This window comes from Meridianimarinicoccus zhengii, from assembly GCF_003254465.1.
GTDB lineage: Bacteria > Pseudomonadota > Alphaproteobacteria > Rhodobacterales > Rhodobacteraceae > Meridianimarinicoccus > Meridianimarinicoccus zhengii.
In genome coordinates, this window is the sequence record NZ_QDFI01000023.1 from 1 (window position 1) to 22,699 (window position 22,699).

Annotated in this window: 18 protein-coding genes; 8 read left to right on the top strand and 10 right to left on the bottom strand. The window is 66.7% G+C overall.

Annotated elements, in window-relative coordinates:
* The first annotated feature begins 94 nt into the window (after positions 1–94).
* A complete protein-coding gene (locus DDE13_RS09385) occupies positions 95–937 on the top strand; it encodes a transglutaminase-like domain-containing protein (RefSeq protein ID WP_111403745.1) in 843 nt (280 codons plus the stop codon).
* Between the two features lie 264 nt (positions 938–1,201).
* Here DDE13_RS09385 and DDE13_RS09395 read toward each other — a convergent pair whose 3' ends face one another.
* The 6 genes from DDE13_RS09395 to DDE13_RS09420 all read right to left on the bottom strand — a co-directional run bounded on the left by DDE13_RS09395 (position 1,202) and on the right by DDE13_RS09420 (position 9,221).
* The gene (locus tag DDE13_RS09395; protein ID WP_111403747.1) at positions 1,202–2,458 is read right to left on the bottom strand and encodes a molybdopterin molybdotransferase MoeA; all 1,257 of its coding nucleotides are present in this window, start codon (positions 2,456–2,458) and stop codon (positions 1,202–1,204) included.
* Positions 2,459–2,515: 57 nt separating this feature from the next.
* Entirely contained in the window at positions 2,516–4,981 is a 2,466-nt protein-coding gene (locus DDE13_RS09400; protein ID WP_111403749.1) for an arsenate reductase (azurin) large subunit, read from the bottom strand.
* A 13-nt stretch (positions 4,982–4,994) separates the two neighbouring features.
* Positions 4,995–5,519: an arsenate reductase (azurin) small subunit gene (locus DDE13_RS09405; RefSeq protein WP_111403751.1), complete on the bottom strand. Its 525-nt coding sequence runs from the start codon at positions 5,517–5,519 to the stop codon at positions 4,995–4,997.
* Positions 5,520–5,678: 159 nt separating this feature from the next.
* Positions 5,679–6,926 carry a sigma-54-dependent transcriptional regulator gene (locus DDE13_RS09410; RefSeq protein ID WP_111403753.1) on the bottom strand — a complete coding sequence of 416 codons (1,248 nt, stop codon included), beginning with the start codon at positions 6,924–6,926 and terminating at the stop codon, positions 5,679–5,681.
* Positions 6,920–8,368 (bottom strand): sensor histidine kinase, encoded by a 1,449-nt coding sequence (locus tag DDE13_RS09415; protein WP_111403755.1) that lies wholly within the window; start codon positions 8,366–8,368, stop codon positions 6,920–6,922. The genes DDE13_RS09410 and DDE13_RS09415 overlap by 7 nt, the downstream gene beginning before the upstream one ends.
* A 4-nt stretch (positions 8,369–8,372) precedes the next feature.
* Positions 8,373–9,221 carry a substrate-binding domain-containing protein gene (locus tag DDE13_RS09420; RefSeq protein ID WP_111403757.1) on the bottom strand — a complete coding sequence of 283 codons (849 nt, stop codon included), beginning with the start codon at positions 9,219–9,221 and terminating at the stop codon, positions 8,373–8,375.
* A gap of 713 nt (positions 9,222–9,934) precedes the next feature.
* Between DDE13_RS09420 and DDE13_RS09425 the strand changes: the two genes are divergently transcribed.
* The 3 genes from DDE13_RS09425 to DDE13_RS23720 are packed head-to-tail and all read left to right on the top strand — an operon-like array spanning position 9,935 to position 11,443.
* Positions 9,935–10,678 carry a hypothetical protein gene (locus DDE13_RS09425; protein ID WP_111403759.1) on the top strand — a complete coding sequence of 248 codons (744 nt, stop codon included), beginning with the start codon at positions 9,935–9,937 and terminating at the stop codon, positions 10,676–10,678.
* Positions 10,679–10,680: 2 nt separating this feature from the next.
* Positions 10,681–11,229: a hypothetical protein gene (locus DDE13_RS09430; protein WP_222626064.1), complete on the top strand. Its 549-nt coding sequence runs from the start codon at positions 10,681–10,683 to the stop codon at positions 11,227–11,229.
* Positions 11,189–11,443, top strand: coding sequence for an HNH endonuclease (locus DDE13_RS23720; RefSeq protein WP_369333209.1), 255 nt, complete (start codon positions 11,189–11,191; stop codon positions 11,441–11,443). The genes DDE13_RS09430 and DDE13_RS23720 overlap by 41 nt, the downstream gene beginning before the upstream one ends.
* Before the next feature lie 187 nt (positions 11,444–11,630).
* Here DDE13_RS23720 and DDE13_RS09435 read toward each other — a convergent pair whose 3' ends face one another.
* The 3 genes from DDE13_RS09435 to DDE13_RS09445 form a co-directional block, all read right to left on the bottom strand.
* Positions 11,631–15,278, bottom strand: a complete 3,648-nt coding sequence (locus tag DDE13_RS09435; RefSeq protein WP_111403761.1) for a vitamin B12-dependent ribonucleotide reductase — start codon at positions 15,276–15,278, stop codon at positions 11,631–11,633.
* 302 nt (positions 15,279–15,580) lie between these two features.
* Positions 15,581–16,924 carry a TRAP transporter large permease gene (locus DDE13_RS09440; protein ID WP_111403763.1) on the bottom strand — a complete coding sequence of 448 codons (1,344 nt, stop codon included), beginning with the start codon at positions 16,922–16,924 and terminating at the stop codon, positions 15,581–15,583.
* Complete coding sequence (locus DDE13_RS09445; protein WP_162630926.1) at positions 16,921–17,502, bottom strand: TRAP transporter small permease; 582 nt, start codon at positions 17,500–17,502, stop codon at positions 16,921–16,923. The genes DDE13_RS09440 and DDE13_RS09445 overlap by 4 nt, the downstream gene beginning before the upstream one ends.
* A gap of 144 nt (positions 17,503–17,646) precedes the next feature.
* Here DDE13_RS09445 and DDE13_RS09450 point away from each other — a divergent pair, with 144 nt between their 5' ends.
* Together DDE13_RS09450 and DDE13_RS09455 are read left to right on the top strand one after the other, a co-directional pair.
* Entirely contained in the window at positions 17,647–18,225 is a 579-nt protein-coding gene (locus DDE13_RS09450) for a YqaA family protein (protein WP_111403767.1), read from the top strand.
* A complete protein-coding gene (locus tag DDE13_RS09455; RefSeq protein ID WP_111403769.1) occupies positions 18,222–18,704 on the top strand; it encodes a disulfide bond formation protein B in 483 nt (160 codons plus the stop codon). The genes DDE13_RS09450 and DDE13_RS09455 overlap by 4 nt, the downstream gene beginning before the upstream one ends.
* On the opposite strand, the gene DDE13_RS09460 is transcribed toward DDE13_RS09455, so the two are convergent.
* Positions 18,691–18,960, bottom strand: coding sequence for an usg protein (locus DDE13_RS09460; RefSeq protein WP_111403771.1), 270 nt, complete (start codon positions 18,958–18,960; stop codon positions 18,691–18,693). The two genes, DDE13_RS09455 and DDE13_RS09460, sit on opposite strands and share 14 nt — an antisense overlap.
* A gap of 190 nt (positions 18,961–19,150) precedes the next feature.
* On the opposite strand from DDE13_RS09460, the gene gyrA reads away from it, so the two are divergent.
* Together gyrA and DDE13_RS09470 are read left to right on the top strand one after the other, a co-directional pair.
* Positions 19,151–21,916 carry a DNA gyrase subunit A gene (gene gyrA, locus DDE13_RS09465; protein WP_111403773.1) on the top strand — a complete coding sequence of 922 codons (2,766 nt, stop codon included), beginning with the start codon at positions 19,151–19,153 and terminating at the stop codon, positions 21,914–21,916.
* 127 nt (positions 21,917–22,043) lie between these two features.
* The gene (locus tag DDE13_RS09470) at positions 22,044–22,451 is read left to right on the top strand and encodes a GFA family protein (RefSeq protein ID WP_111403775.1); all 408 of its coding nucleotides are present in this window, start codon (positions 22,044–22,046) and stop codon (positions 22,449–22,451) included.
* The last annotated feature ends 248 nt before the right edge of the window (positions 22,452–22,699 follow it).

Below are 22,699 nucleotides of genomic sequence, written 5' to 3' on the forward strand. Positions count from 1 at the left end.
TGGCGCGGCCGCCGGTCTTCGCGCTCTACATCGCCCTGTCGCTGACCGGCGCCTTCGCCGCCGGGCTGCTGTTCCAGGCCTGGAGCGCGCTGGCATGAGACGGCTGACCGTGGCCGTGGCCTCGCCGCTTGCGGGGCCGCTTCTGGTGCCGGTCGGGATCGCGTCGCCCCATGGCATGATCCGCGGGCTCACGGTCGAGGGCGGGCGGATCGCGACGCTCGTCAACGAACCGGAACTGGGTCTTTGCGCCGCACTGGTCGCCCATGACGGCGGGCCGGTCACGTTGGAATACCGGGTGGAGCCTGCCCCCGACGACACGCCCTATCCCGAGGCGGTCTTCCGTCCGCGCGCCAATCGCTACACCACCGCCGCCAGCGCGCTTGCCGAGGCGAGCCGCACCATCGCGCGCGCCGCGGGCGGTGGCGACGCGGGGATCGAGGCACTGGTGGCCGAAGCGGAGAGCCGCTTCGCTTATGACCATCCGGAAACGCGGTTCAACGACGGAACCGACAGCGTCCCGCACCTGTCCTGCGGGCTGACGCCGGGGTCCTGCGTGGACATCAACACCTATCTCGTGGCGAGCCTGCGCGCGGCGGGCTTCGAGGCGGGCTATGTTTATGGGTACTTCTTTCCTGCCGAGCGCGGGGGGCGCACCGACGACGGCCATTGCTGGGTCGTCACGCGCCACGGCGGCACGGTGCGCGAATGGGACATCGCCCATCATCTGAAGGCCGGGCTAGGGCCGACACGGGCCGCGCCGAACCCCCTTCCGGGCGAACGGGTGGCCCTGACCCATTCCATGGGGCACAGCTATGCCCTGCCGGACCGGGCGCTGTTCCTGAAGATCTTGGGCGAACCGCTGCACCTGCCGCCAGACGGTCCGCCCTGCTGGACAACGCTGGATGCGCGTCTGTCGCCGGTGGATGCGACACCCTGACCGGCGAGGCGCACGACGGCACCCATGGTCGCGACCGGCCTGCCTCGGTGTCGCCCCCCGACACAAGGGCGCGTGGCCGTGGCGGCACCGGTCGGCCGTGGTGGGCACGCTGCCAAGAACTTTGTGGCGCTGCCTGTGCACGGGGGGTGGTCTTCGGCCACGCTGACGGTGTCCAAGCTGTCCGCGGTCTGGTTGACGGCGGGGATCGCGATGGCAGCCACGTGCGCGCGTTTTCTGCTGCGCAAGACCTGAGCCGATCTATGCTCAGTCCATCAGCGGCGCGACAGCCAAAGGCTGGCCCGGTCTGACCACGGCCATGTTCGGCGGGATGACGGCGATGCCCATGGCCTGCGCGAGGGGCCACAGCGCGGCGGAGGCGCCTTGCCCCAGCCGGTCCAGCACCGGCCGCCCCACCGGATCGCGCCGATGCCACGTCACAGGCACATACTCGCGCCGCCCCGTTGCCCGCGCATAGGTGAACCCGGCGACGGCGGGCAGCCAATGATCGGGGTCCTCGGTCAGCCCGGCCACCCGGCGCAGGGCGGGACGCGCGATCTGGGAAAAGGTGATCGCCGCCGCATAGGGATTGCCGGGTAGCCCGAAAAACAGGGTCTGACCAAGCCGCCCCACGGTCAGCGGCTTGCCGGGGCGGATCGCGACCTTCAGCACGTCAAGTTCCGCCGCTTCTGCGCGCAAGGCGTCGAGGATGTGATCCTCCTCCCCTGCCGATACGCCGCCGGACGAGATAACGACATCATGGGACCCGGCGGCGGCGCGAAGCGCGGCGCGGATGTGGATCGGGTCGTCGGGCAAGATGCCGAGATCGGTCAGCGCAACCCATGGCAGTCGGTCCAGCGTCGCCCGGAGCAGCACGCGGTTGGAATTGAAGATCTGCCCGGGGCCGCGCGCGCTGCCCGGTTCCACAAGCTCGTTGCCCGTGGACAGGATCGCCACCCGCACCCGGGGGCGCACCGACACGCTGGCCACGCCGCACCCCGCCAGCAGGGCAAGCCGTGGCGCGGTCAGCGCGAGGCCGGCGGTCAGCGCGGGGGCGCCCTCGGCCACGTCCTCGCCCCTGCGCCGGATGTTCTGCCCGGGTCGCGGGCGGGCCGTCAGGATGATCGTATCGCCCCTGCGCGTGACCTGTTCCTGCATGACGACCGCATCGGCACCGCACGGCACCGGCGCGCCGGTGAAGATGCGGGCGACCGTCCCCGCCGCAAGGGTCAGGGCACGCCCGTCCCCGGCCGCGATGCGGGCCGACACGGGCAGGTGCCACGGGCCATCTCCGGTCAGGTCGGCGAGGCGTACCGCGTAGCCGTCCATCGCGGAATTGTCGAAGGGCGGCAGCGCCGACGCCGCGGTGACGTCAGCCGCCGTCACCCGCCCGACCGCAGCGTCGAGCGCAAGTACGTCGTGGCCCGCCACCGGGCAGGCTGCCGCCTCGGCACGCAGGCGTGCGGCATCGACCGACAGGATCGGTCCGGGTTTTCCCGCAGAACACCCCGCCAGACCGGCCATCGTCAATCCCCTTGCTAGACCCGCCCCAACAGTGAGGGGCGGGTCGGTCCTGTCATGTCAGAGCACGATCTCGTGCGCCTTGAACGAGATGCCGCGCGTCTGGGCCGTCGCGTCCGAGATCTTGCGGATGTCTCCCCAGCAGTGCTTGTAGTCCGGCAGCACCAGTTCGTTCACGCCCGGGTTCACTACATTGCCCTGGCTGCCCGCGGGGGCACCGAAGACCATCGCCACCGTGTTCCGCTTCAGCGTCGACATCGGGTAGGCCATGCCTTGCGTCACCCCGTTGTCGTTGATGATCTCGAGCAGGTCACCGGGGTTCAGCCCCAGCTCGACCATGTCATCGGGATGCATCTCGACGAAGGGATGCGGATAGCGATCCTGCACGAAGTCGTTCTTCTGGTCGAGGAACTGGTTCTGCCAGAAGATGTTGGCGCGCACGTTGTTGATCCAGAACCGGTGCGCGGCCTGTTCGCGCGCCTTGCCCGGTGCCTGCCAGCCGCGCCAGCCTGCCGCACAAAAGAGCGCGCGGCCGTCCTCGCGCCCGTGCCGGGTGAACACGCCGTCGGTATAGAGCCGCTTCGTGCCGACAAGCTGCCCGTTCTCATAGCCCGTGACCGGTTCCTGCACCCCGTTGTTGCCAGCGGCGCGCAGGCGGTCGTAGGTCACGTCCGGATGCGCGCGCCCGTAGCCGTCCATGAAGGCGTCTTCCTCGGTGTCCCAGTCGTAGCCCTGGAACTGATCGGCATAGGCATCCTCGCCCATCTCGCGCAGCACGCGTTCCATGTGCTGGGCCAGTCTTGCGGCGATCAGTGCGTCGGGCAGCGAATTGCCGAACGGATCCATGTATTTCTCGGACAACCGCAGCCGCCGCTCGCCGTTCATCGAGGTGAGGTTCATCTCATTCGACTCGCAAGCGGGCAGGATGACATGGGCGTTCTGGCCGATCTGGCTGTGGATGATGTCCACGTCCACCACGAACAGGCCGCCCGCGTTGACGGCCGACACGATGGCATCGACCACCTGTTCGCGGCTACCGCCGGCGGCGCTGTCGATCGCATCCTTGACCATGTCCGACCGGCGCTTGTGGACGCGCTTGAACTCGGATGCGTTCAGCGTCGTCTTGTAGTGGTCGCAGGCCCAGATGTGATGGACACCGCCAAGGCCGCGGATGAGGAACTGGTCCACATATTCCGCCGGCCGGCCCACATGTGCTTCCGAGGGGCGGAAATAGCCTTCTTGGTGGCCACCCAGACGACACGCGCCGCCGCCCTCCCGCCCGATATTGCCGGTGGCCAGCGCGATGTTCACCAGCGCGCCGATCGTGCGGTAGTTGTCGTTGCCCCAGATGATGCCCTTCTCATAGCAGGTCACGCATTTGCGGCGGCTGCCGTCGTCATGGGGCTGGGCGATCCACTCAGCGGCCTTGCGAATATCGTCAGCCGGGACGCCACAGATATCCGCCGCCGCGTCGAGCGAGGTCCGGCAGGTCTGCATGGCATAGTCGAGGCTGCCGAGCCCCGCCGGATGAGCGGCATCCTGCGCCACGGCTTCCCCGTCGGGATAGGTCGATGCGGCGATGAAATCCGCGTCCACCCAGCCCTGATCGACGATATGGGTCAGGATCGCATTGAAGAGCGCCATGTCCGTGCCCTCGGCGATGGGCAGGTGCAGCACGTTCTCGGGCCCGGCGAATTGCTCGGACGACGCGATGGTCAGGGTCCGGCGCGGATCGACCACGATCATCTTCGCACCGCCCTGAAGACCGGGCACCATGTGGTTCAGGTACAGGTTGGTCTGTGTCTCCATCGAGTTCGCGCCGACCATGAAGATCGTGTCGGTAAGGGTGTAATCCTCGTAGGCGTAGTTCAACTCGTCCACACCCATGTCGCGCGAGGAATGCACCTCGGAATTGTAGGCGGGGCGATTGTGGATGCGGCAGTTCTTGATCTTCATGCTCTCGAAATAGAGCTTGCCGGTGCCCCATGTGTTCTCGTAGCCACCCGCCGAGCCGCCATGGTCGAACATCGAGACCACGATGTCATCCTCGGACCCCTGCAGGACGACCTTCGCCGTGACCCGCGCCACGAGGTCAAGCGCGTCGTCCCAGCTTGTCGGTTGCCAGACGCCGTTGCGCCATACCAGCGGATCGGTCAGGCGCTGCGCCTGCGTGCCCGTCACGCGGGAGGGACGGTTTTCCGCCATGCGCCCGCCGCGGATCGACCCGAGCCCGGAATTGACCACGCAGTCCACATCGGGTTTCACCACCAGATGAACGTCGCGGCCGTTCTGGCGAACGATGTTGTACATCGACGGCGCATACCACGCCTCGGTCTCCAGCATCTGCTGTTCGCTCAGGTCCACGCCGAACTTGTTCTCGCCCGGCGCCGTGCCGCCCTGCCTGTTCATCGGCCATGTGTAGGCCTTGTAGCCGCAGCCGACGATGCAGTAGTGGCAGGTGACGTTGAATTCGTCCGCATCCGCGGGGATGATCGGCAGACGGTCGATCTGTCTCTTGTAAGCCATTGATCTCTCTCCCTCAGAGCACGTTGGACAGGCGGCCGTAGATCAGTTCGTCCACGCCGTCGGCGTAGATGTCGCCCTGATCGTCCACCCGGAGCAGGAACTGCGCGAGATTGCTGGTGGCATGGCCCCAGATCTGCTGGCCGCCCGCCTCGCAATCGAACCGCGAATGGTGGCCGGGGCAGTTGAGCGACTTGTCCGCCGCCGAATAGCTCATGGTCCAGCCCTTGTGCGGGCACAGCACCGAGAAGGCGACGATATCGCCGTCCGGCCCGACCCCGCCGTCGACCGCCTGGCCGAGCTTGAGCAGCACGCCGGGGCTCGCTTCGTCGGGGTAGGTCACATCAAGGGGCGTGTTCACCGCCAGATCGGCGATGTTGGCAAGGCGGTTCGCCGGATACTCGACCCGGGCCAGCGACCGGGCCTGCGCCTGCGCCTGGTCCGGCGACATCACGGTGGCGGCGGCGGCCCCGGCGGTGGCCATGACACCGCCCCGCAGGAACTGCCGACGCCCCGCGTCGACCAATCTGTTGCACTTCATTGGCTGGTTCCTCCCCTGGCGCAGCAAGTGATGAGCCAGAGAATATCCAGCGCGAAGGGCGCACACGACCGGACCTAGGGGCGTGCTGCAGCGCGGCTTGTGCCTGTTCCAGCACTTGAAAATCTCATGTTCGGAAATCCGGACATGGCGCCGGCCTGGTCACGAGCCGGACAGATCGAATTTCTGCATCTTTTCCCACAGCGTCGTGCGGGCGATGCGCAGACGCTTCGCCGCCGCGCCGATCTGGCCACCTGTCCGGTCGAGTGCGGCGATGATCTGTGCCTTCTCGGCGGCGTCTCGCGCCTCGGCCAGCGACATCAGGTCTCCCGGTGCCGCAACCCGTTCGGGGAACAGGTCCGACGGGTGCAACAGCGGGCCGGTAGCCGTGGCAAGACCGCTGCGCAAGCGGGCGCGGAGTTCCCGACCGCCGCCGGGCCAGTCATGGGTACGCACCGCGTCGTCGCACAGGGCACTGATCGCCGTGACATCCGGTGCCAGTCGTGGGGCCAGTTTCCCGAACAGCTGCCCCATGAGCCAGACCGCATCGTCCGGCCGCCCGGCCAGCGGCGGGATCGGGATCTCGGTTCCCGCCAGCCGATACAGCAGCTCTGCGTCGAACAGCCCGGCCGCGACCAGCGTGTCCAGATCGTGGCCGCAGGCCGCGATCACCCGCCCGTCGACACCGCCATCCAGCCGCGCCAGCAGCCGCGCCTGCATTTGCGCGCCCATGCGGCTGACGGCGTTGATGAACAGCGTGCCATCGCCCACCGCGTCGAACCCACGTCCCGGCGCGAACAGGACCAAACCAGGATCGGCTTCGCGGGCAAGGTTGACGATGACGAACGGGGCCGCTGACCGGTCCGACAGGTCGTGGATGCGCCGTGCGACAAGGTCCTTGCCCGTGCCCGGCCCGCCCCGGATCAGCGCGGGACGGCTATCGGCCGCGGCCCGCGCGATCAGCGTTTCGACCCGGCGCGCAGCGGGCGAGATGCCGAGCAGCGGGGGGAAATCGTCGTCGGGCCGCGGGTCTTTCCGGGCGCCCATGAGCAGGCCGAGCCGCCCGAGGAAATCGGGCAGATCGAACGGCTTGGCGATGTAATCCGCCGCCCCGGACTTGATCAGCCGCACGGCCTGCCCGATGCCGCCTTGGCCCGTAATGAACAGGAAGGGCGGCGGCGTGCCCGTGCGGGCGAGCGTGGCAAACAGCTCTTCCCCCGTTCCGTCCGGCAGACCGATATCGCAGATGACCGCGTCCACGGGCTGCCGGGGGGTGCGGATCGCGCCAAGCGCCCGGACCATCTGTTTCAGCCACACGACCCGCGCGCCTTCGAGTTCGAGCCGCTGCACCAACGATCCGCCCATGATCTCGTCATCCTCGACGAGGACGATGTATCTGTCCTTCAGCATGCAGGCCCCCCGGTGCCATGGGCAGCCTGCACGCTCCCCTGCGTGGGCAATGCAACCGTCACGCGGGTTACGCCATCCGTCCGCACATGATCTACAATGCCACCCATACGCGTGGCGAGGTCCCGGACGATGCGAAGCCCAACGCCGCCGCCGGGCGACAACGGCCCATCGCCCAGCAGGCGCTCAAGCTCGGCCTGCGACATGCCGGAGCCGGTATCGGCAATGTCCAGCCGAAGTGCGTCGGCTTCCCGCCAGACGTGCAGACCGATGCGGCCGGACGGCGAGGCAGCGGCACAGGAATTCAGCAGAAGGTTGAGCGCGATCTGCCGCACGGGCCCGGCGGGTATTCCGGGCGGGTCGTCTGCGTCAAACTCGACAGACCAGTCGAGCACGAGCGCCCGGCGCGTCACCTCGGGCTGGATCAGCAGCTTCAGATCCTCGAAATCCTCGGGGCCGAGCGGCTGTTCCACGCGGTCCAGCCGGTTCTGGTCAAGTGTCGCGCGCGTCACGTCGCGCAAATGGCGCAGGCCCCTGTCCAGAAGGTCGGCCGAGTGGCGCACCACATCGGGCCGATCCGCGAAAGACCGGATCGTGTCGGTGGCATTCAGAAGCCCGCCCAGCGGGTTGTTGATCTCGTGCGCCAGCGACGACGACAGGCGGCCAAGGGCCACGAACCGCTCGCGCGCGGCCAACCGCCGTTCCGCTTCGGCCTTGTCGGCGACCGCGCCGACCATGGTGTTGTAGGTCCGCGCGAGCCGGGCAAGCTCCCCATGCCCGCGCGGGATGTCCGTGTCGGCAATCGGGTGCGGCTCGCCCTGCGTCTCGGTCATCTGGCGCGCGAGTGTCGTGACCGGGCGCAGCATTCGGCGCAGCGCCGCAAACCCCGCCAGCGACAGGATGCCGACCGCCATGGCGTTGCCGACAAGCAGATACACCAGCGCCTGCCGCCGTTCCGCCAGAAGGTCTGACACGTCCAGTTCGGTTGCGATCTGCCCGACCGTCCGCCCCTGATAGCTCAAGGGTGCGAGCAGGCTGAGAACGCCGGCAGACCCGTCCACCGACAGGTTTTCCAGCGCCACCGCATCGCGAGCGAGGTCGGCGATGTCGCTGTCGATGGGCACGCGCCGCGGATCGGTCGCGGCCAGCACGCGGCCCCGTTCATCCGCAACGGCGGTTAGGACCATCCGGCGCCCCTCGCCAGCCTGTGCCGCGCGGTCGAGCGTGTCGTAGACCTCCCAGATGTCATGGCGCAGCACGAGCGGCCCAAGGGCCACCGACAAACCTTCCACATGCATCTGCGCCAGTTCCTGGATGCGCGCGTCCTGAACCCGCGCCAGCGCGCGCAGGACCTGCTGGGAGGCCACTGCCCCCACAAGCACCATCATCGCCGCCGCAAGAATCGGCAGCTTGATCGACAGGGGAAACGGGCCGAGCCACTTCAAACTCTCATGTCTCCAGATCGCGCATCCGGTCCGCAATCCCGTCGAACAGGTCTGGCGTCGCCTGCTGAAACCCGTCCAGATGCAACGCAGCCAGCGCACGTCGGCCTTCGTCGGTCGTCGGCAGGTCCATGAGGGCGCGTTGCAGGGCCTGAACGGGATCGGAGCCCAGCATGTCGCGCCGCGCGCAAACCGGCGGGAAGCCCAGCCATTCCGACCGCCCGACGATCCGCGTCCGCGCGGTCAGGTCCGGCTCGATCGCCGCCAGTGCCTCCCAGACATAGCCATCGACGCTGCCGGACCGGACAAGGCCATCCGCCACCGCGCGCACCACGTTGCGATGCCCGAAGGTGAAGATCGACCGGCTGAAGAAGGTGTCGGCGCGTTCACCCATGCGCCGCAGGTCCGTGGCGGTGACCAGATAGCCGGAGTTCGAATCCGGGTCGGAAAATGCGTGTGTGCCCCCGCGCAGGTCTGTGAGGGTGCCCGCAGGATCCGCTGCCGCAGCAATAAGATAGGATTGATAGCTGGGCGCGCCGCGCCACACGGGCACAGCGACAAGCCCGAGAAGATCGGCGTGCTGCAAATATGGATAGCCACACAGCCAAGCCGCATCCACGCCACGCTCCAGCAGCAGCCCGGTGATGTCCTGGTATGTGCGGCGCTGCACGAGTTCGATCTCGCGCCCCATCCCGCGCGACAGCGCGCGGCGCAGACCGTCGATCACCGCGGCATCGTTGTCGAGAAAGACAGGCGTCAGCCCCAGGCGAAAGACGGGTTGCGCCCAAGCACGCCCTGCGACCAGCGCTGCAAGCCCCGCGCCGACAAGGTCACGTCGCCCGATGAGACATGCCATGGCTCTGGTCCCTCCCAAGACCTTGATCGCCACCGCCGGGAATGATGGTTCCCGGTTGCGCGAACCGCGTCGTGCGACCGGCGCCGCGTCCCGCTCTCCTTCTCTCCTTCAAGCCTAGCCCGCGCGTGCGCTCGACAGAAGGGGCTTGCGTTCCGCCTCCATCAACGGTGCCGACACGCCGGTTCGTTCTGGGCGGCGGTTGCCCACTGATTGACCGATGACGACCCGAAGGGCAGCACCGCGACGCGCGCGACACCTGCATCGGGGCACGGCTGACAGGGAACCTGCGTCTGCGCCAGTGTCAGACCAAGGTCGCGCCAAGCGCGTAGGCCGGCGCCTGGAGGCGCACCGCGATCATGTGATGAACCGCAGATGGAGAGGGCCAATCTGGCTCCTGTCATGAAAACTCCACATTGGCGGGATACCCATACCTGACCCCCATATCTGCCTCCAGAACAGGGAATCACGGGATGATCGAAATGGGAATCCAGAATCCGATCAGGGGCGACACGCTCTAGAACGAGGCAGCCCCAGGACGAAACCACGGTCATGCGGTAGCCAACCCGCGTATGAGAGCTTGCCAACCGTCGTCTCAGTTCCGTCTCCTACCTTGCGCATCTACACTCTGTCGCGCTCGGCCCCGCCGGGATAATTGCTTTGGAACAAGTCCTTGACAGCGATCATGAGAGGTCAGTCGGGACGGGCTCTCGCGCTTGCAATCGGCCGCGGAGGCATTCGCCCGCGCCGAGGTCGACCGGATCGCCGGGGCAGTCGTCGACGATCTGCGCGCTCGACCGGCCAACGACACCTTCGGCGATGTCGCGACCCGTCACCTGTGGGACGAATACTGCTGGTCGCTGCAGGAGGGACCGTTCGATGACGACATGGGCTGGGACGACGTTCGCCTCGGCTCGCTGTCGGGCGCATTCGAAGACGTGGTGCGCGCATCTATCCAGACCGAGGTGGAGAAGCTTCCCAGGCACGCGCTCGTCTTTCTGAGCGCGCGAGCCTTCGAGGAGGACGACGACAACGACGAGGACGAAAGCCTCGGCGGCATCTGGATAGACGGGATCGTGTCTCTGGTCCTCGACGAGGTGAACAGCCGCGCATCACGCCGGACCCTCGACCTCATCGGTCCGCACCGCAGCGACGTGATCGGCTACGAAGTTGAAGGCTCGGGGATGGTCTGGTCCGTCGTGTCGGACAGGGGCGAGGCGCTCGACCTCATCGCCAGCCACTGCGACGCGCTGATCGACCCGGAGGGCGACCTGTCCGATCTGGCTGACGAGATGGTCGAAGCCTTCATGGCAGCGGCGGCGGAAGACGACGAGGGAGCGGTGGTCTCTGTATTTCTCGAGCACTTCGAAGACGAGGTGCGCACGCTGGTCCGAGAGAAGGACGTGGTGCCGTCGCTCGAGGACATGCGGGCCGGACTGCTCGATCGGCTGGACGCTTGACCATGACTGTTGTCGAGGCGCCCCAATCTTTCGTGACCCGCCAGGAATGCGACAAGGTCGCCTTCCAGAACGGATTCCGCCGGACTCATGGCGAGACGGATGGCTGGCGGCGGTACAGTTCGACAACAGCGCAGGGCTCGATCTGGCGCGCGCGTGACGCTGCCGCTGGCTGGCTGCTCGCCCTCGACCATGGAGGCGTGATCGAAGAGCTCGACGACGACGCCGATGCGATCGAGGGACCCGGGCTGGCCCGCTACGCCTTCGCGACTCTCGGCGACCTCTACGACCTGATGCCGAGGGTCTATCAGCTGGCGGCCAGTCTACCGGATGCTCCGCTCGCGCAATTCCAGGCCAAGGTGAAGGACCTGCCGACGAGCACCGAGGCCGAACGGCTGGTCGTTCAGCGGATCGGCCAGGATGTCTTTCGGTCCGGACTGCTCGAATACTGGCAGGGCCGCTGCCCCCTGACGCGCATCACGGACGCCCCCCCTTCTTCGCGCGTCGCACATCATTCCCTGGCAGGACTGCACGAGCGACGTCGAACGCCTTGATGTTCACAATGGATTGCTTCTCTCGGCGCTCTGGGACGCCGCATTCGACCGTGGGCTCGTAAGCTTCGACGACATCGGGCAGCCGCTTTTTTCTCCCGCCCTTGGCGAGCACGCCCGCTCGGAGCTTCGCTGGCAGCAGCCGATTTCGTTGACCGACAAGCACCGTGCCCGCCTCTCCTGGCACCACTCTAACCTATTCCAGCCCGAAACGTAGGCGTGCATCATCGCATGGTCTCGTTGAGAGGCGTCCCGCGTGAGCAAGAGTCCCGACCGTGCGATTTGGGGCGGCCCAGCCGCCCCTTTTTCGTTTTTCGGCGCATTGGGAAAGACTTTGCCCGTTTTGGCGCGACTATGCCCGTTCTTGGGAACAACTATGCCCGCCACACCAACATATGCCGTCCTCAACTGCACCCGCTCGTGCCGCCGCAGGTGTTGCACTTCATGCAGGTGCCGTTGCGCACCAGCGTGTAGTTGCCGCACTCGCCGCAGGGGTCGCCCTCAAAGCCTTGGATGCGGGCCTTGGCGCGGGCGTCCATCGCCGGGGTCTCCAGCACCTCGACCGCCGCCGACACGCTCAAGTCCCTGTCGAACGCGATCGCACCCCCGGCCCCGCCCTGCAACAGCACCAGGTCTTGCGGCATCCGCTTGCGCAGGTAACCCGAGGAGGAAATCTGCTTGAGCACCGCCAGCGATTTGCTGGCCGCGCTTTCGCTGACAGGCACCACATTGGACGACCCCGCCTTTCCTTCCGCCTCGCCGCCGCCGAGATCGTCGAAGGACGCGCCCTCCGGCTTCACATGCGCCAGATCCGTGCGGTCGAGATAGCTAACCGCGAGTTCCCGGAAGATGTAGTCGAGGATCGAGGTCGCGTTCTTGATGCTGTCGTTGCCCTGCACCATGCCGGCCGGCTCGAACCGGGTGAAGGTGAAGGCGTCCACGAACTCCTCCAGCGGCACACCATATTGCAGGCCCACGGACACCGCGATGGCGAAGTTGTTCATCATCGCCCGGAAGCCCGCGCCTTCCTTGTGCATGTCGATGAAGATCTCGCCCAACTGGCCGTCCTTGTATTCGCCCGTGCGCAGATAGACCTTGTGCCCGCCCACGATGGCCTTTTGCGTGTAGCCCTTGCGCCGTTCGGGCAGCTTTTCGCGGTGGGAGCGGACGACTTCCTTGACGATGACCTTCTCGACGATCTTCTCGGCCAGCACCCGCGCCTTTTCGTGCTGCGACCCGGTGGCGAGCACCTCTTCCGCCTCCTCGTCGTCCTCCACCAGGGCAGAGGCCAGCGGCTGGGACAGCTTGGACCCGTCGCGGTAAAGCGCGTTGGCCTTCACCCCGAGCGACCAGGACAACTCATACGCCTTCTGGCAGTCCTCGATCGTGGCGTCGTTGGCCATGTTGATCGTCTTGGAGATCGCCCCCGAGATGAAGGACTGCGCCGCCGCCATCATGGTGATGTGGCTTTCCACGCCAAGATACCGCTTGCCCTTCTTGCCGCAGGGATTGGCGCAGTCGAAGACATGGTAATGGGCGGGGTCGAGATGCGGCGCCCCTTCCAGTGTCATGGTCCCGCAGACATGGTCGTTCGCGGCCTCGATCTGCGCCTTGGTGAAGCCGAGCGAGGTGAGCATGTCGAATGTCGGATCGGCCAGTTTCGCCGCGGGAATGCCCAGCACATCCGTGCAGAATTCCTCCCCCAGCGTCCACTGGTTGAACACGAAGCGGATGTCGAAGGCCGAGGGCAGCGCCGCCTCGATCCGGTCGATCTCCGCCGCGCCGAAGCCGTGACCCAGCAGTGCGGTGTGATTGATCCCCGGCGCGTTGCCCAGCGTGCCGTGACCCACGGCGTAGCTCACGATCTCCTCGATCTGCGCCGAACCATAGCCCAGCTTTTCCAGCGCCGCGGGGACAGACCGGTTGATGATCTTGAAGTATCCGCCGCCCGCGAGCTTCTTGAACTTCACCAGCGCGAAGTCCGGCTCGATCCCCGTGGTGTCGCAATCCATCACCAGCCCGATGGTGCCGGTGGGTGCGATCACCGTGGCCTGCGCGTTGCGATAGCCGTGCTTCTGGCCCAGTGCCAGCGCCTCGTCCCAGGCCTGCCGCGCAAGCTCGGACAGGCGCGCGTCGGGGCAGTTGTCGTGATCCAGCGGCACGGGCTTCACCGCCAGACCTTCATAGCCCGACACCTTGCCGTGCGCCGCGTTGCGGTGGTTGCGGATGACGCGCAGCATGTGTTCCGAATTCGCCGGGTAGCCGGGGAAGGCGCCCAGTTCGCCCGCCATCTCGGCCGAGGTCGCATAGGACACGCCGGTCATGATCGCGGTCAGCGCACCGCAGAGCGCGCGGCCTTCGTCGCTGTCATAGCCGTGGCCCATCTGCATCAGCAGGCCACCGATATTGGCATAACCCAGCCCCAGCGTGCGGAAGTCATAGGACCGCTGGGCGATTTCCTTGCTCGGGAACTGCGCCATCAGCACGCTGATTTCCAGCGTGACGGTCCACAGGCGCGTGGCGTGGATGTAGTCTTCCGCCTGGAACGTGCCGTCCTTCCAGAAGGTCAGCAGGTTCATGGACGCGAGGTTGCAGGCCGTGTCGTCAAGGAACATGTATTCCGAGCACGGGTTCGAGCCGCGGATCGCCCCGTCCGCCGGGCAGGTGTGCCACGCGTTCACGGTGTCGTGGAACTGGATGCCCGGATCGGCGCAGGCCCAGGCTGCGTGTCCGATCTGTTCCCACAGGTCGCGCGCCTTGATCGTCTTGGCGACCTTGCCGTCGGTGCGGCGGATCAACTCCCAATCCGAGTCGTCGCGCACGGCCTTCAGGAAAGCATCGGTGACGCGGACCGAGTTGTTGGAATTCTGCCCCGACACGCTGGAATATGCTTCCGAATCCCAGTCGGTGTCATAGGTCGGGAACTCGATGCTGCCGTAGCCCTGCCGCGCATAATCGAGCACGCGCTTGACGTAGGTTTCGGGGATGGCAGCCTTCTTCGCGGCCTTCACGGCCGTCTTCAGCGCCGCGTTGACCTTCGGGTCCACCGCATCGTCAAGACTGCCATCCCACCCACGAATCGCGGCGAAGATATCGTTCAACCGCGCTTCGTGGCTCTTGCTGCCGGCGACCAGCGACGCAACCTTCTGCTCCTCGATCACCTTCCAGTTGATGAACTGTTCGATGTCGGGATGGTCCGCGTCGCAGATCACCATCTTGGCCGCGCGCCGGGTTGTGCCCCCGGATTTGATCGCGCCGGCCGCTCTGTCCCCGATCTTCAGGAAACCCATCAGACCCGAGGACCGCCCACCGCCCGAGAGGGCCTCGCCTTCTCCCCGCAGGGAGGAGAAGTTCGTGCCGGTGCCGGACCCGTACTTGAACAGCCGCGCCTCGCGCACCCACAGGTCCATGATCCCGCCATCGTTCACCAGATCGTCCGCGACGGACTGGATGAAGCAGGCATGGGGCTGGGGGTGTTCATAGGCGCTGGCCGACTTGGTCAGCTTGCCGGTCTTGTGGTCGACGTAGAAATGGCCCTGGCTCGGCCCGTCGATCCCGTATGCCCAATGCAGCCCGGTGTTGAACCATTGCGGGCTGTTGGGGGCTGCACGCTGGGTCGCCAGCATGTAGCGCATTTCGTCGAAATAGGCGCGGGCGTCGGCTTCCTTGGTGAAATAGCCGCCCTTCCAGCCCCAATAGGCCCAGGCGCCCGCCAGCCGGTCGAAGACCTGCCGCGCTGTCGTCTCGCCGCCGAAACGCTGATCCTCGGGCAACTCGGCCAACGCGTCCTCGTCGGGCACGGAGCGCCACAGGAACTCGGGCACGCCCTTTTCGCGCACCTTCTTCAGCCGCGCCGCCACGCCCGCCTTGCGGAAATACTTCTGCGCCAGCACGTCGGACGCCACCTGCGACCAGCCCGCAGGCACCTCCAGCCCTTCCAGCCGGAACACGACAGTACCGTCGGGATTGCGGATCTCCGACGTGGTCGTGGTGAAGGCCAGATCGGCATAGGCGTCCTGCGCGTCACGGGTGAATTTGCGTTCGATTCTCATGGTCCGATCCCTCGTGCTGTCGTCCGGCGCGGCGGCAGCCCGGTCCAAGGCAAACCTTTCCCGGCGCCTGCACCGCGATGCAGGCGTGGGTCGGGCGGGCGCCTCTGGATGATGGGGTGTCCACCAGATGTGGTGGGCCGTCGCAGTGATGTACGCAAATAAGCCGGATTCGCGGGCCGGGGTCAAACCGACTTTTCGCTAAATCTGGTGTTTGTTTGCTTGACTACCACAAGAGCCGCGTTCCGACTCAAAAGGTTCACAAAGCGTAAATGCGCAGCCGCGACGTTAACGCGCGCCGTGCGTCACAGCGCCAACCACAGCACCAGTCCGGGAAAAGCCAACAGCAGCCCCACCCGCACAAGGTCCGCGACGATGAACGGCGCGACCCCGCGATAGGTCACACCCAGCGGCACATCGCCCGCCAAGCGGTTGATGAGAAACAGGTTCAGCCCCACCGGCGGCGTGATCAGCCCGATCTCCACCACGATCAGGGCGAGGATGCCGAACCAGATCGCCGTGGCTTCCGCCCCCAGCCCGAAATCGAGGCCGGACACGATGGGAAAGAACACCGGGATCGTCAGCAGGATCATGCTCAGGCTGTCCATCACGCACCCCAAGGCGAGATAGATCAGCAGCATCGCCAGCAGCACCAGCATGGGCGACGCCCCCTGCCCCGCGACCCACGCCGCCAGCGCCTGCGGCGCCTGCGTGAACGCGAGGAACGTGTTGAACATCTGCGCGCCCAGCAGGATGGCGAAGATCAGCCCCGTCGCCATCGCGGTCTCCATCACCGCCGCGCGCATGTCGCGCCACGACAGCCCGCCGGTCAGCGCCGCCGCGAGGGCCGTCGCCACGACGCCCACGGCGGCCCCTTCGGTCGGGGTGAACAACGCCTGCACGCCGGGGCGGACCCAGTTCCAGTCGCCCACGATCCCGCCCATCACCAGCGCGAAGATCGCCACGACCGGCCAGACATCGCGCAGCGCCGCCAGCCGTTCGGCGCGCGGCAGCCGCGGGCTGCGCGGGGCCGCCGTCGGGTCGCGCCACACGACGACACGGACCGCCAGCATGTAACCGATCACCGCCAACAGGCCGGGCACCAGAGCGCCCGCGAACATGGCCACGATGTTCTGTTCGGTCAGGATGGCATACAGGACCAGCACGATCGATGGCGGGATCAGGATGCCCAGCGTCCCGCCGGCCGCCAGAACCCCCGTCGCAAGACCGTCGGCATAGCCGCGCGCGCGCAATTCCGGCAGGGCCACCTGCCCCATGGTCGATGCGGTGGCGAGCGACGAGCCGCACACCGCGCCGAAGCCCGCGCAAGCCCCGACCGACGCCAGCGCCATGCCGCCCGACCGGTGACCGACCAGTGCCGCCGCCCCCCGGAACAGCGCCGCACTCATCCCCGACCGGGCCGCGATCTGCCCCATCAGCAGGAACATCGGCACGATGGACAGCGAATAGCTGGCGAATGTGTCGTAGCTGAGCGTCTTGAGCTGGCTCAGCCCCGCGTTGGGCGACCCAAGCACCGCCCATGTCCCGAAGAACCCGGTCAGCCCCATGGCCGCGGCGATGGGCAGGCGCAGGAATATGGCCAGCAGCATCACGCCGAAGCCCGCCAGTGCGAGGGTCAGACCTGTCATGTCGGCGCGGGCTCCCGGCCTGCCGCGACCCAGACAGCGCTGCGCCAGACCGTGTAGCCGCACACCACGGCCAGCCAGACCGCACCGATCAGCGAGAGGCCGAAGGGTATCCAGACCTCGATCTGCAATTCATACGTCGTCTCGGCAAAAAAGGGTGGCGGCCCCAGTCCCAGCGCTTCCCGCAGGGCCGGGCCGCCATGAGGAAACCGCTCGCCGAACGCGCGGGCCAGTTGCATCGCCACGACCGCCGCGCAGACCGTCAGCGCGACATTGCCCACAAGTCCCAGCACCGCATGGACGCGCGGCCCCAGCCGTTCCGACAGGATATCGACCGTCACATGGGCGCGCCGTATCTGCGCCAGCGGCAGCGACCAGAACACCGCGAGCGCGCAGCCGATCGTGACCAGTTCGAAATCGCCGCGCACGGGTGCCAGCCCGAACCCGGCCAGCGCCCGGCCCACGACCGACACGACCGTGACCAGCGCCATCCCGGCCAGCACGATGCCACCCGCGACCGCGAAAGCCTGCGAGACCGCGTCGAAGATCCGCCCCAGTCGGGGCTCCGTGGGTGCCGCCATGGCCATCGCCTGCTGCCTCCTGCATCGTTGCGCGACCCCTAGCCCGCGGCGCCCGCCACCTGCAACGTGGAATGTAATGTCGCGCGCTTGACCGTCCCGCGCCGTGCGGCCATAGCCATGGCGCAGGGATTACGGGGTGTCGCCATGCTGCGCGGGTTGTACGACTGGACGATGGGACTGGCCGAAAGCCGCTACGCGCTCTGGGCCCTCGCCGCCGTCGCCTTCGTCGAAAGCTCGGTCTTCCCGATTCCGCCCGACATCCTGATGATACCCATGATCCTCGCGGCACCCCGCCGCGCCTGGCTGATCGCCGGTGTTTGCACCGTGTCGTCGGTGCTGGGCGGCCTCGCGGGCTACTACATCGGGTGGGGCCTGTTCGAAACAGTCGGCCGCCCCGTGCTGGAATTCTACGGCAAGGACGCCTATTTCGACGCATTCTCGCTGCGCTACAACGAATGGGGGGCCTGGGCCGTGCTGATCGCGGGCGTGACGCCGTTTCCCTACAAGGTCATCACCATCATGTCCGGCGCGACCGGCCTGTCGCTGAGCGTATTCATGGTGGCCTCGGTCATCGCGCGCGGGCTGCGGTTCTTCCTCGTCGCGGCCCTTCTGTGGAAATTCGGCGCGCCGATCCGCGATTTCATCGAACGCCGCCTCGGGCTGATGTTCACGCTGTTCTGCGTGCTGCTGGTGGGCGGCTTCTACGTGGTGAAATACCTGTGACGGGGCGTGCGCTGGGATATCTTGCCGGGGCCGGGTCGGCGGCGCTGCTGGCCGCCGCCTTCGCGTTCCAGCATATCGGCGGGTTGCCGCCCTGCGCGCTGTGCATCTGGCAACGCTGGCCCCATGTCGCGGCAGCGTTCCTGGCCGCCGCGCTGCTGCTGGCCCCCGCGCCGCTGCGCCGCCCGCTGCTGGCGCTCGGCGCGCTCGCCGCGCTGACCACTGGCGGGATCGGCATCTATCACACGGGCATCGAACAAGGATGGTGGCCGGGCCCCACGTCCTGTTCCGGCAGCGGGCCGGGGTTGTCGGGCATGTCCGGGGCGGACCTTCTGGACATGACCGCGCCCGCGCAGGTCGTGATGTGCGACGAGATCCCCTGGGCCTTCGCGGGCCTGTCCATGGCGGGATGGAACGCGGTGTTGTCGCTGGGTCTGGCCGCGCTCTGGCTCGCGGCCCTGCGGCGGCCTAGTGCAAGGTGAACTCGCCCGTCACGTTGCGCCATTCGCCGGGCGCGATCATCTTGCGATGGGTGAACCGCACCGAGTGGAGCGGCCCCTCGATCTCCTTCTGCCAGAACTCGATGAACTCGAACAGGCGCGGATGATCCGGGGCAAGGTCGTAATCCTGCCAGACGAAGCTGTTCAGAACGTTGCGATAATCGGGCATCCGATAGAACATCTCGGCGGTGGTCAGCCCGTATCCCTTCAGCATCAGCTCGGTTTCGCGGTGGTCCATGGCGATCCTTTCCTGTATCCACCCCCTCACGATGCCCGAGTCGTCTGAATAATCAATGACCACAGTATGTTAGCACTCCCGCGCCCCGGCTGATGCCAGCACCGGGCCGCGCGGGTTGCCCCCGCCCGAACCCCGGTGATATACCCGTGAAACCAACGGGCAGAGCAGCATAACCGCAAGGGCGAAATACTTGAACGATACGCCGGAACCCCCCGAAAACGATCGCGAAATCCCGGAAGGCCCGGCCCCCGTGCCGCATGGCCCCACGATTTCCATCGCCGACGAGATGAAGGCGTCGTATCTTGACTACGCCATGAGCGTGATCGTGTCGCGCGCCATTCCGGACCTTCGTGACGGCCTGAAACCTGTGCATCGGCGCATTCTTTACGCAATGCACGAGACGGGAAACACCCACGACAAGCCCTATCGCAAGTCCGCGCGGCCCGTCGGCGACGTAATGGGCAAGTATCACCCGCATGGCGACGGCGCGATCTACGACGCGCTTGTGCGCATGGCGCAGGATTTCTCCATGTCCCTGCCGCTCTTGGACGGGCAGGGCAATTTCGGGTCCATGGATGGCGACAACCCCGCCGCCATGCGCTACACCGAGGTCCGCATGGACAAGCCCGCGGGCGCCTTGCTGGCCGATATCGACAAGGACACGGTCGATTTCCAGGACAATTACGACGGCAAGGACCGCGAACCCTCGGTCCTGCCCGCGCGCTTCCCGAACATGCTGGTCAACGGCGCGGGCGGTATCGCCGTCGGCATGGCCACCAACATTCCGCCGCACAATCTGGGGGAGGTGATCGACGCCACGCTCGCGCTGATCGAGAACCCCGATCTCGAGTCCATCGACCTCATGCAATACGTCCCCGCCCCCGATTTTCCCACGGGCGGGCTGATCCTTGGCCGCTCCGGCGCGCGCAAGGCGTATCTCGAAGGGCGCGGCAGCGTCATCATCCGCGCGAAGACCCATATCGAGGAGTTGCGCAAGGACCGCTTCGCCATCGTGCTGGATGAAATCCCCTACCAGGTGAACAAGGCCTCGCTGGTGGAAAAGATCGCCGATCTGGTGCGCGAAAAGAAGCTCGAAGGCATTTCCCACGTGCAGGACGAATCCGACCGGGTCGGCGTCCGCGTGGTGATCGAGCTGAAGCGCGACGCGACCCCGGACGTGGTGCTCAACCAGCTTTTTCGCTTCACGCCCATGCAGACCTCCTTCGGGTGCAACATGCTCGCGCTCAACGGCGGGCGGCCCGAACAACTGACCCTGCGCCGGTTCCTCACGTCCTTCATCGAGTTCCGCGAACAGGTCGTCGCCCGGCGCACCGCGTTCGACCTGCGCAAGGCGCGCGAACGCAGCCACGTGCTGTGCGGCCTCGCCGTCGCGGTCAGCAACGTGGACGAAGTGGTCGCCACCATCCGCGCGTCGACCGACGCCGCCGAGGCACGCGCCAAGCTGATGGAACGCCGCTGGCCCGCCATGGACATCGCCGATTACATCCGCCTGATCGACGACCCGTCGCACACGATGAACGACGACGGCACCTATTACCTGTCGGAAACGCAGGCCCGTGCGATCCTCGACCTGCGGCTCCAGCGCCTCACGCAGATCGGCGTGAAGGAAGTCACGGACGAACTCGAAGACCTTGCCGCGAAGATCAAGGATTACCTCGACATCCTGCGGTCGCGCGCCCGCGTCATGGACATCATTTCCACCGAACTGCGCGAGGTGCGCGAGGCCTTCGCCGTCCCCCGCCGCACGGAGATCGTGGACTGGTCCGGCGACATGGAGGACGAGGACCTCATCGAGCGGGAAGACATGGTCGTCACCGTCACCCAGTCCGGCTACATCAAGCGCACGCCGCTCGCCGAATTCCGCGCCCAGAAGCGCGGCGGCAAGGGCCTTGCGGGGATGAACATGAAGGACGACGACGTCGTCACCACCCTGTTCGTCGCCAACACCCATACCCAGCTTCTGTTCTTCACGACCGACGGGATGGTCTACAAGATCAAGACGTGGCGCCTGCCCCAGGGCGGGCGCGCGTCGCGCGGCAAGGCGCTGGTGAACGTTCTGCCCATCGCGGGCGGTGTGGGCGTGGCGGCGATCATGCCGGTGGACGTGCCCGAAGCGCAATGGGCCGACATGCAGATCGTCTTCGCCACCTCGGACGGCTCGGTGCGCCGCAACGCGCTGTCGGATTTCACCAACGTCATGCGCAACGGGAAGATCGCCATGAAGCTGCCCGAGGATGTTTCCCTCGTGCGCGCGCAGATCTGTTCCGAAGACGATGACGTGATCCTGTTCACCGCATCGGGCCGCGCGATGCGCTTCCGCACCACCGACGTGCGAGTGTTCAAGGGCCGCGACAGCACCGGCGTGCGCGGCATCCGGCTGGCCAAGGGCGACCGGGTCGTCGCCATGTCCACCATCCGCCATTTCGAGGCGACGCCGGGCGAACGCGCCGCATACCTGAAAATGCGCCGCGCGGTCGAAGGCATGGTGGACGAACCCGAACGGGACGAGGACGACGAACAGGTCGCGGACGAGGCGCTGAGCCAGGAACGCTACGCCGCCATGTCCGCCGCCGAACACCTGATCGTCACGATCACCGCGCGCGGCGCGGGCAAGCTGTCGTCGTCCCACGACTACCCCGTGCGCGGGCGCGGCGGCATGGGCGTGGCGGCGATGGACCGCGCCATGCGCGGCGGGCCTATCGTGTCAGCGTTCCCGGTGGAGCTTGACGACCAGATCATGCTGGCGACCTCCACCGGCCAGTCGATCCGCTGCCCCGTCAACGGCATCTCCTTCCGCTCCCGCGCCGCAGGCGGCGTGCGCGTGTTCAACACCGCCGCCGGCGAACAGGTCGTGTCGGTCGCGTGGATCGCCGACCAGCCGGAGGATGACGCGGGCGAAGGAGGCGGCGATGCCGACTCGCCGCCAGCCACCTGAGCCATTCGACGCGGTCGCACCGACGGCTTGAAGCCCCAGCTCCGCCTTGGACCTGCACCGGGGCAGATGGCGCTGGACGTTTCACGTGGTCTTCGGCTCGATGGCTGCACATCGCGGGGAGGTGGGTATGGACGAAGTGGCGACCGGACAATGCCTGTGTGGCGCAGTGACGTTCCGCATAGCGGGAAAGTTCGAAAGCTTCTTCCTGTGTCACTGCGCGCGATGCCGCAAGGATAGCGGCTCGGCCCATGCGGCGAACCTGTTCTCCTCCACGGCGAAGATTGTCTGGTTATCGGGAGAGGAAAACATCCGGGAATTCAGGCTGACCGGGTCGCAACATGTGAAATGCTTCTGCACGACTTGCGGTTCTGCGCTGCCGGTTTCTCAGGCGAACGGTGGTGTGCTTGTCGTGCCGGCAGGTTCCCTGGACAGCCCGATTGCCATTCGACCGCATGCGCATATCTGCTTTTCCAGTCGCGCGAATTGGGACAACGACCTCGGTTCGCTGGACAGGATCGACGGACTTCCCGGTTGAATGACGCATCCCGGGCCGGGTCATGGCGGGCGATCGAACGACACCGAACGGGGCGTCAGTTCTGTCCGCACGGCGGGCCGTGGCCAACGGAATGGAAACCGGCAGAGTGCAGTTCGCGGACACCAGGACGGACCTTGCCCGCATTCCGGCTGAAACCTTGCCGACACGCAGCCGCACCCTGCTCCGGGTTCTTTTCTTTCGCGCAAAACCCGCCCCACGACATATCCGCATCGTTTTTGGCGGTTGAC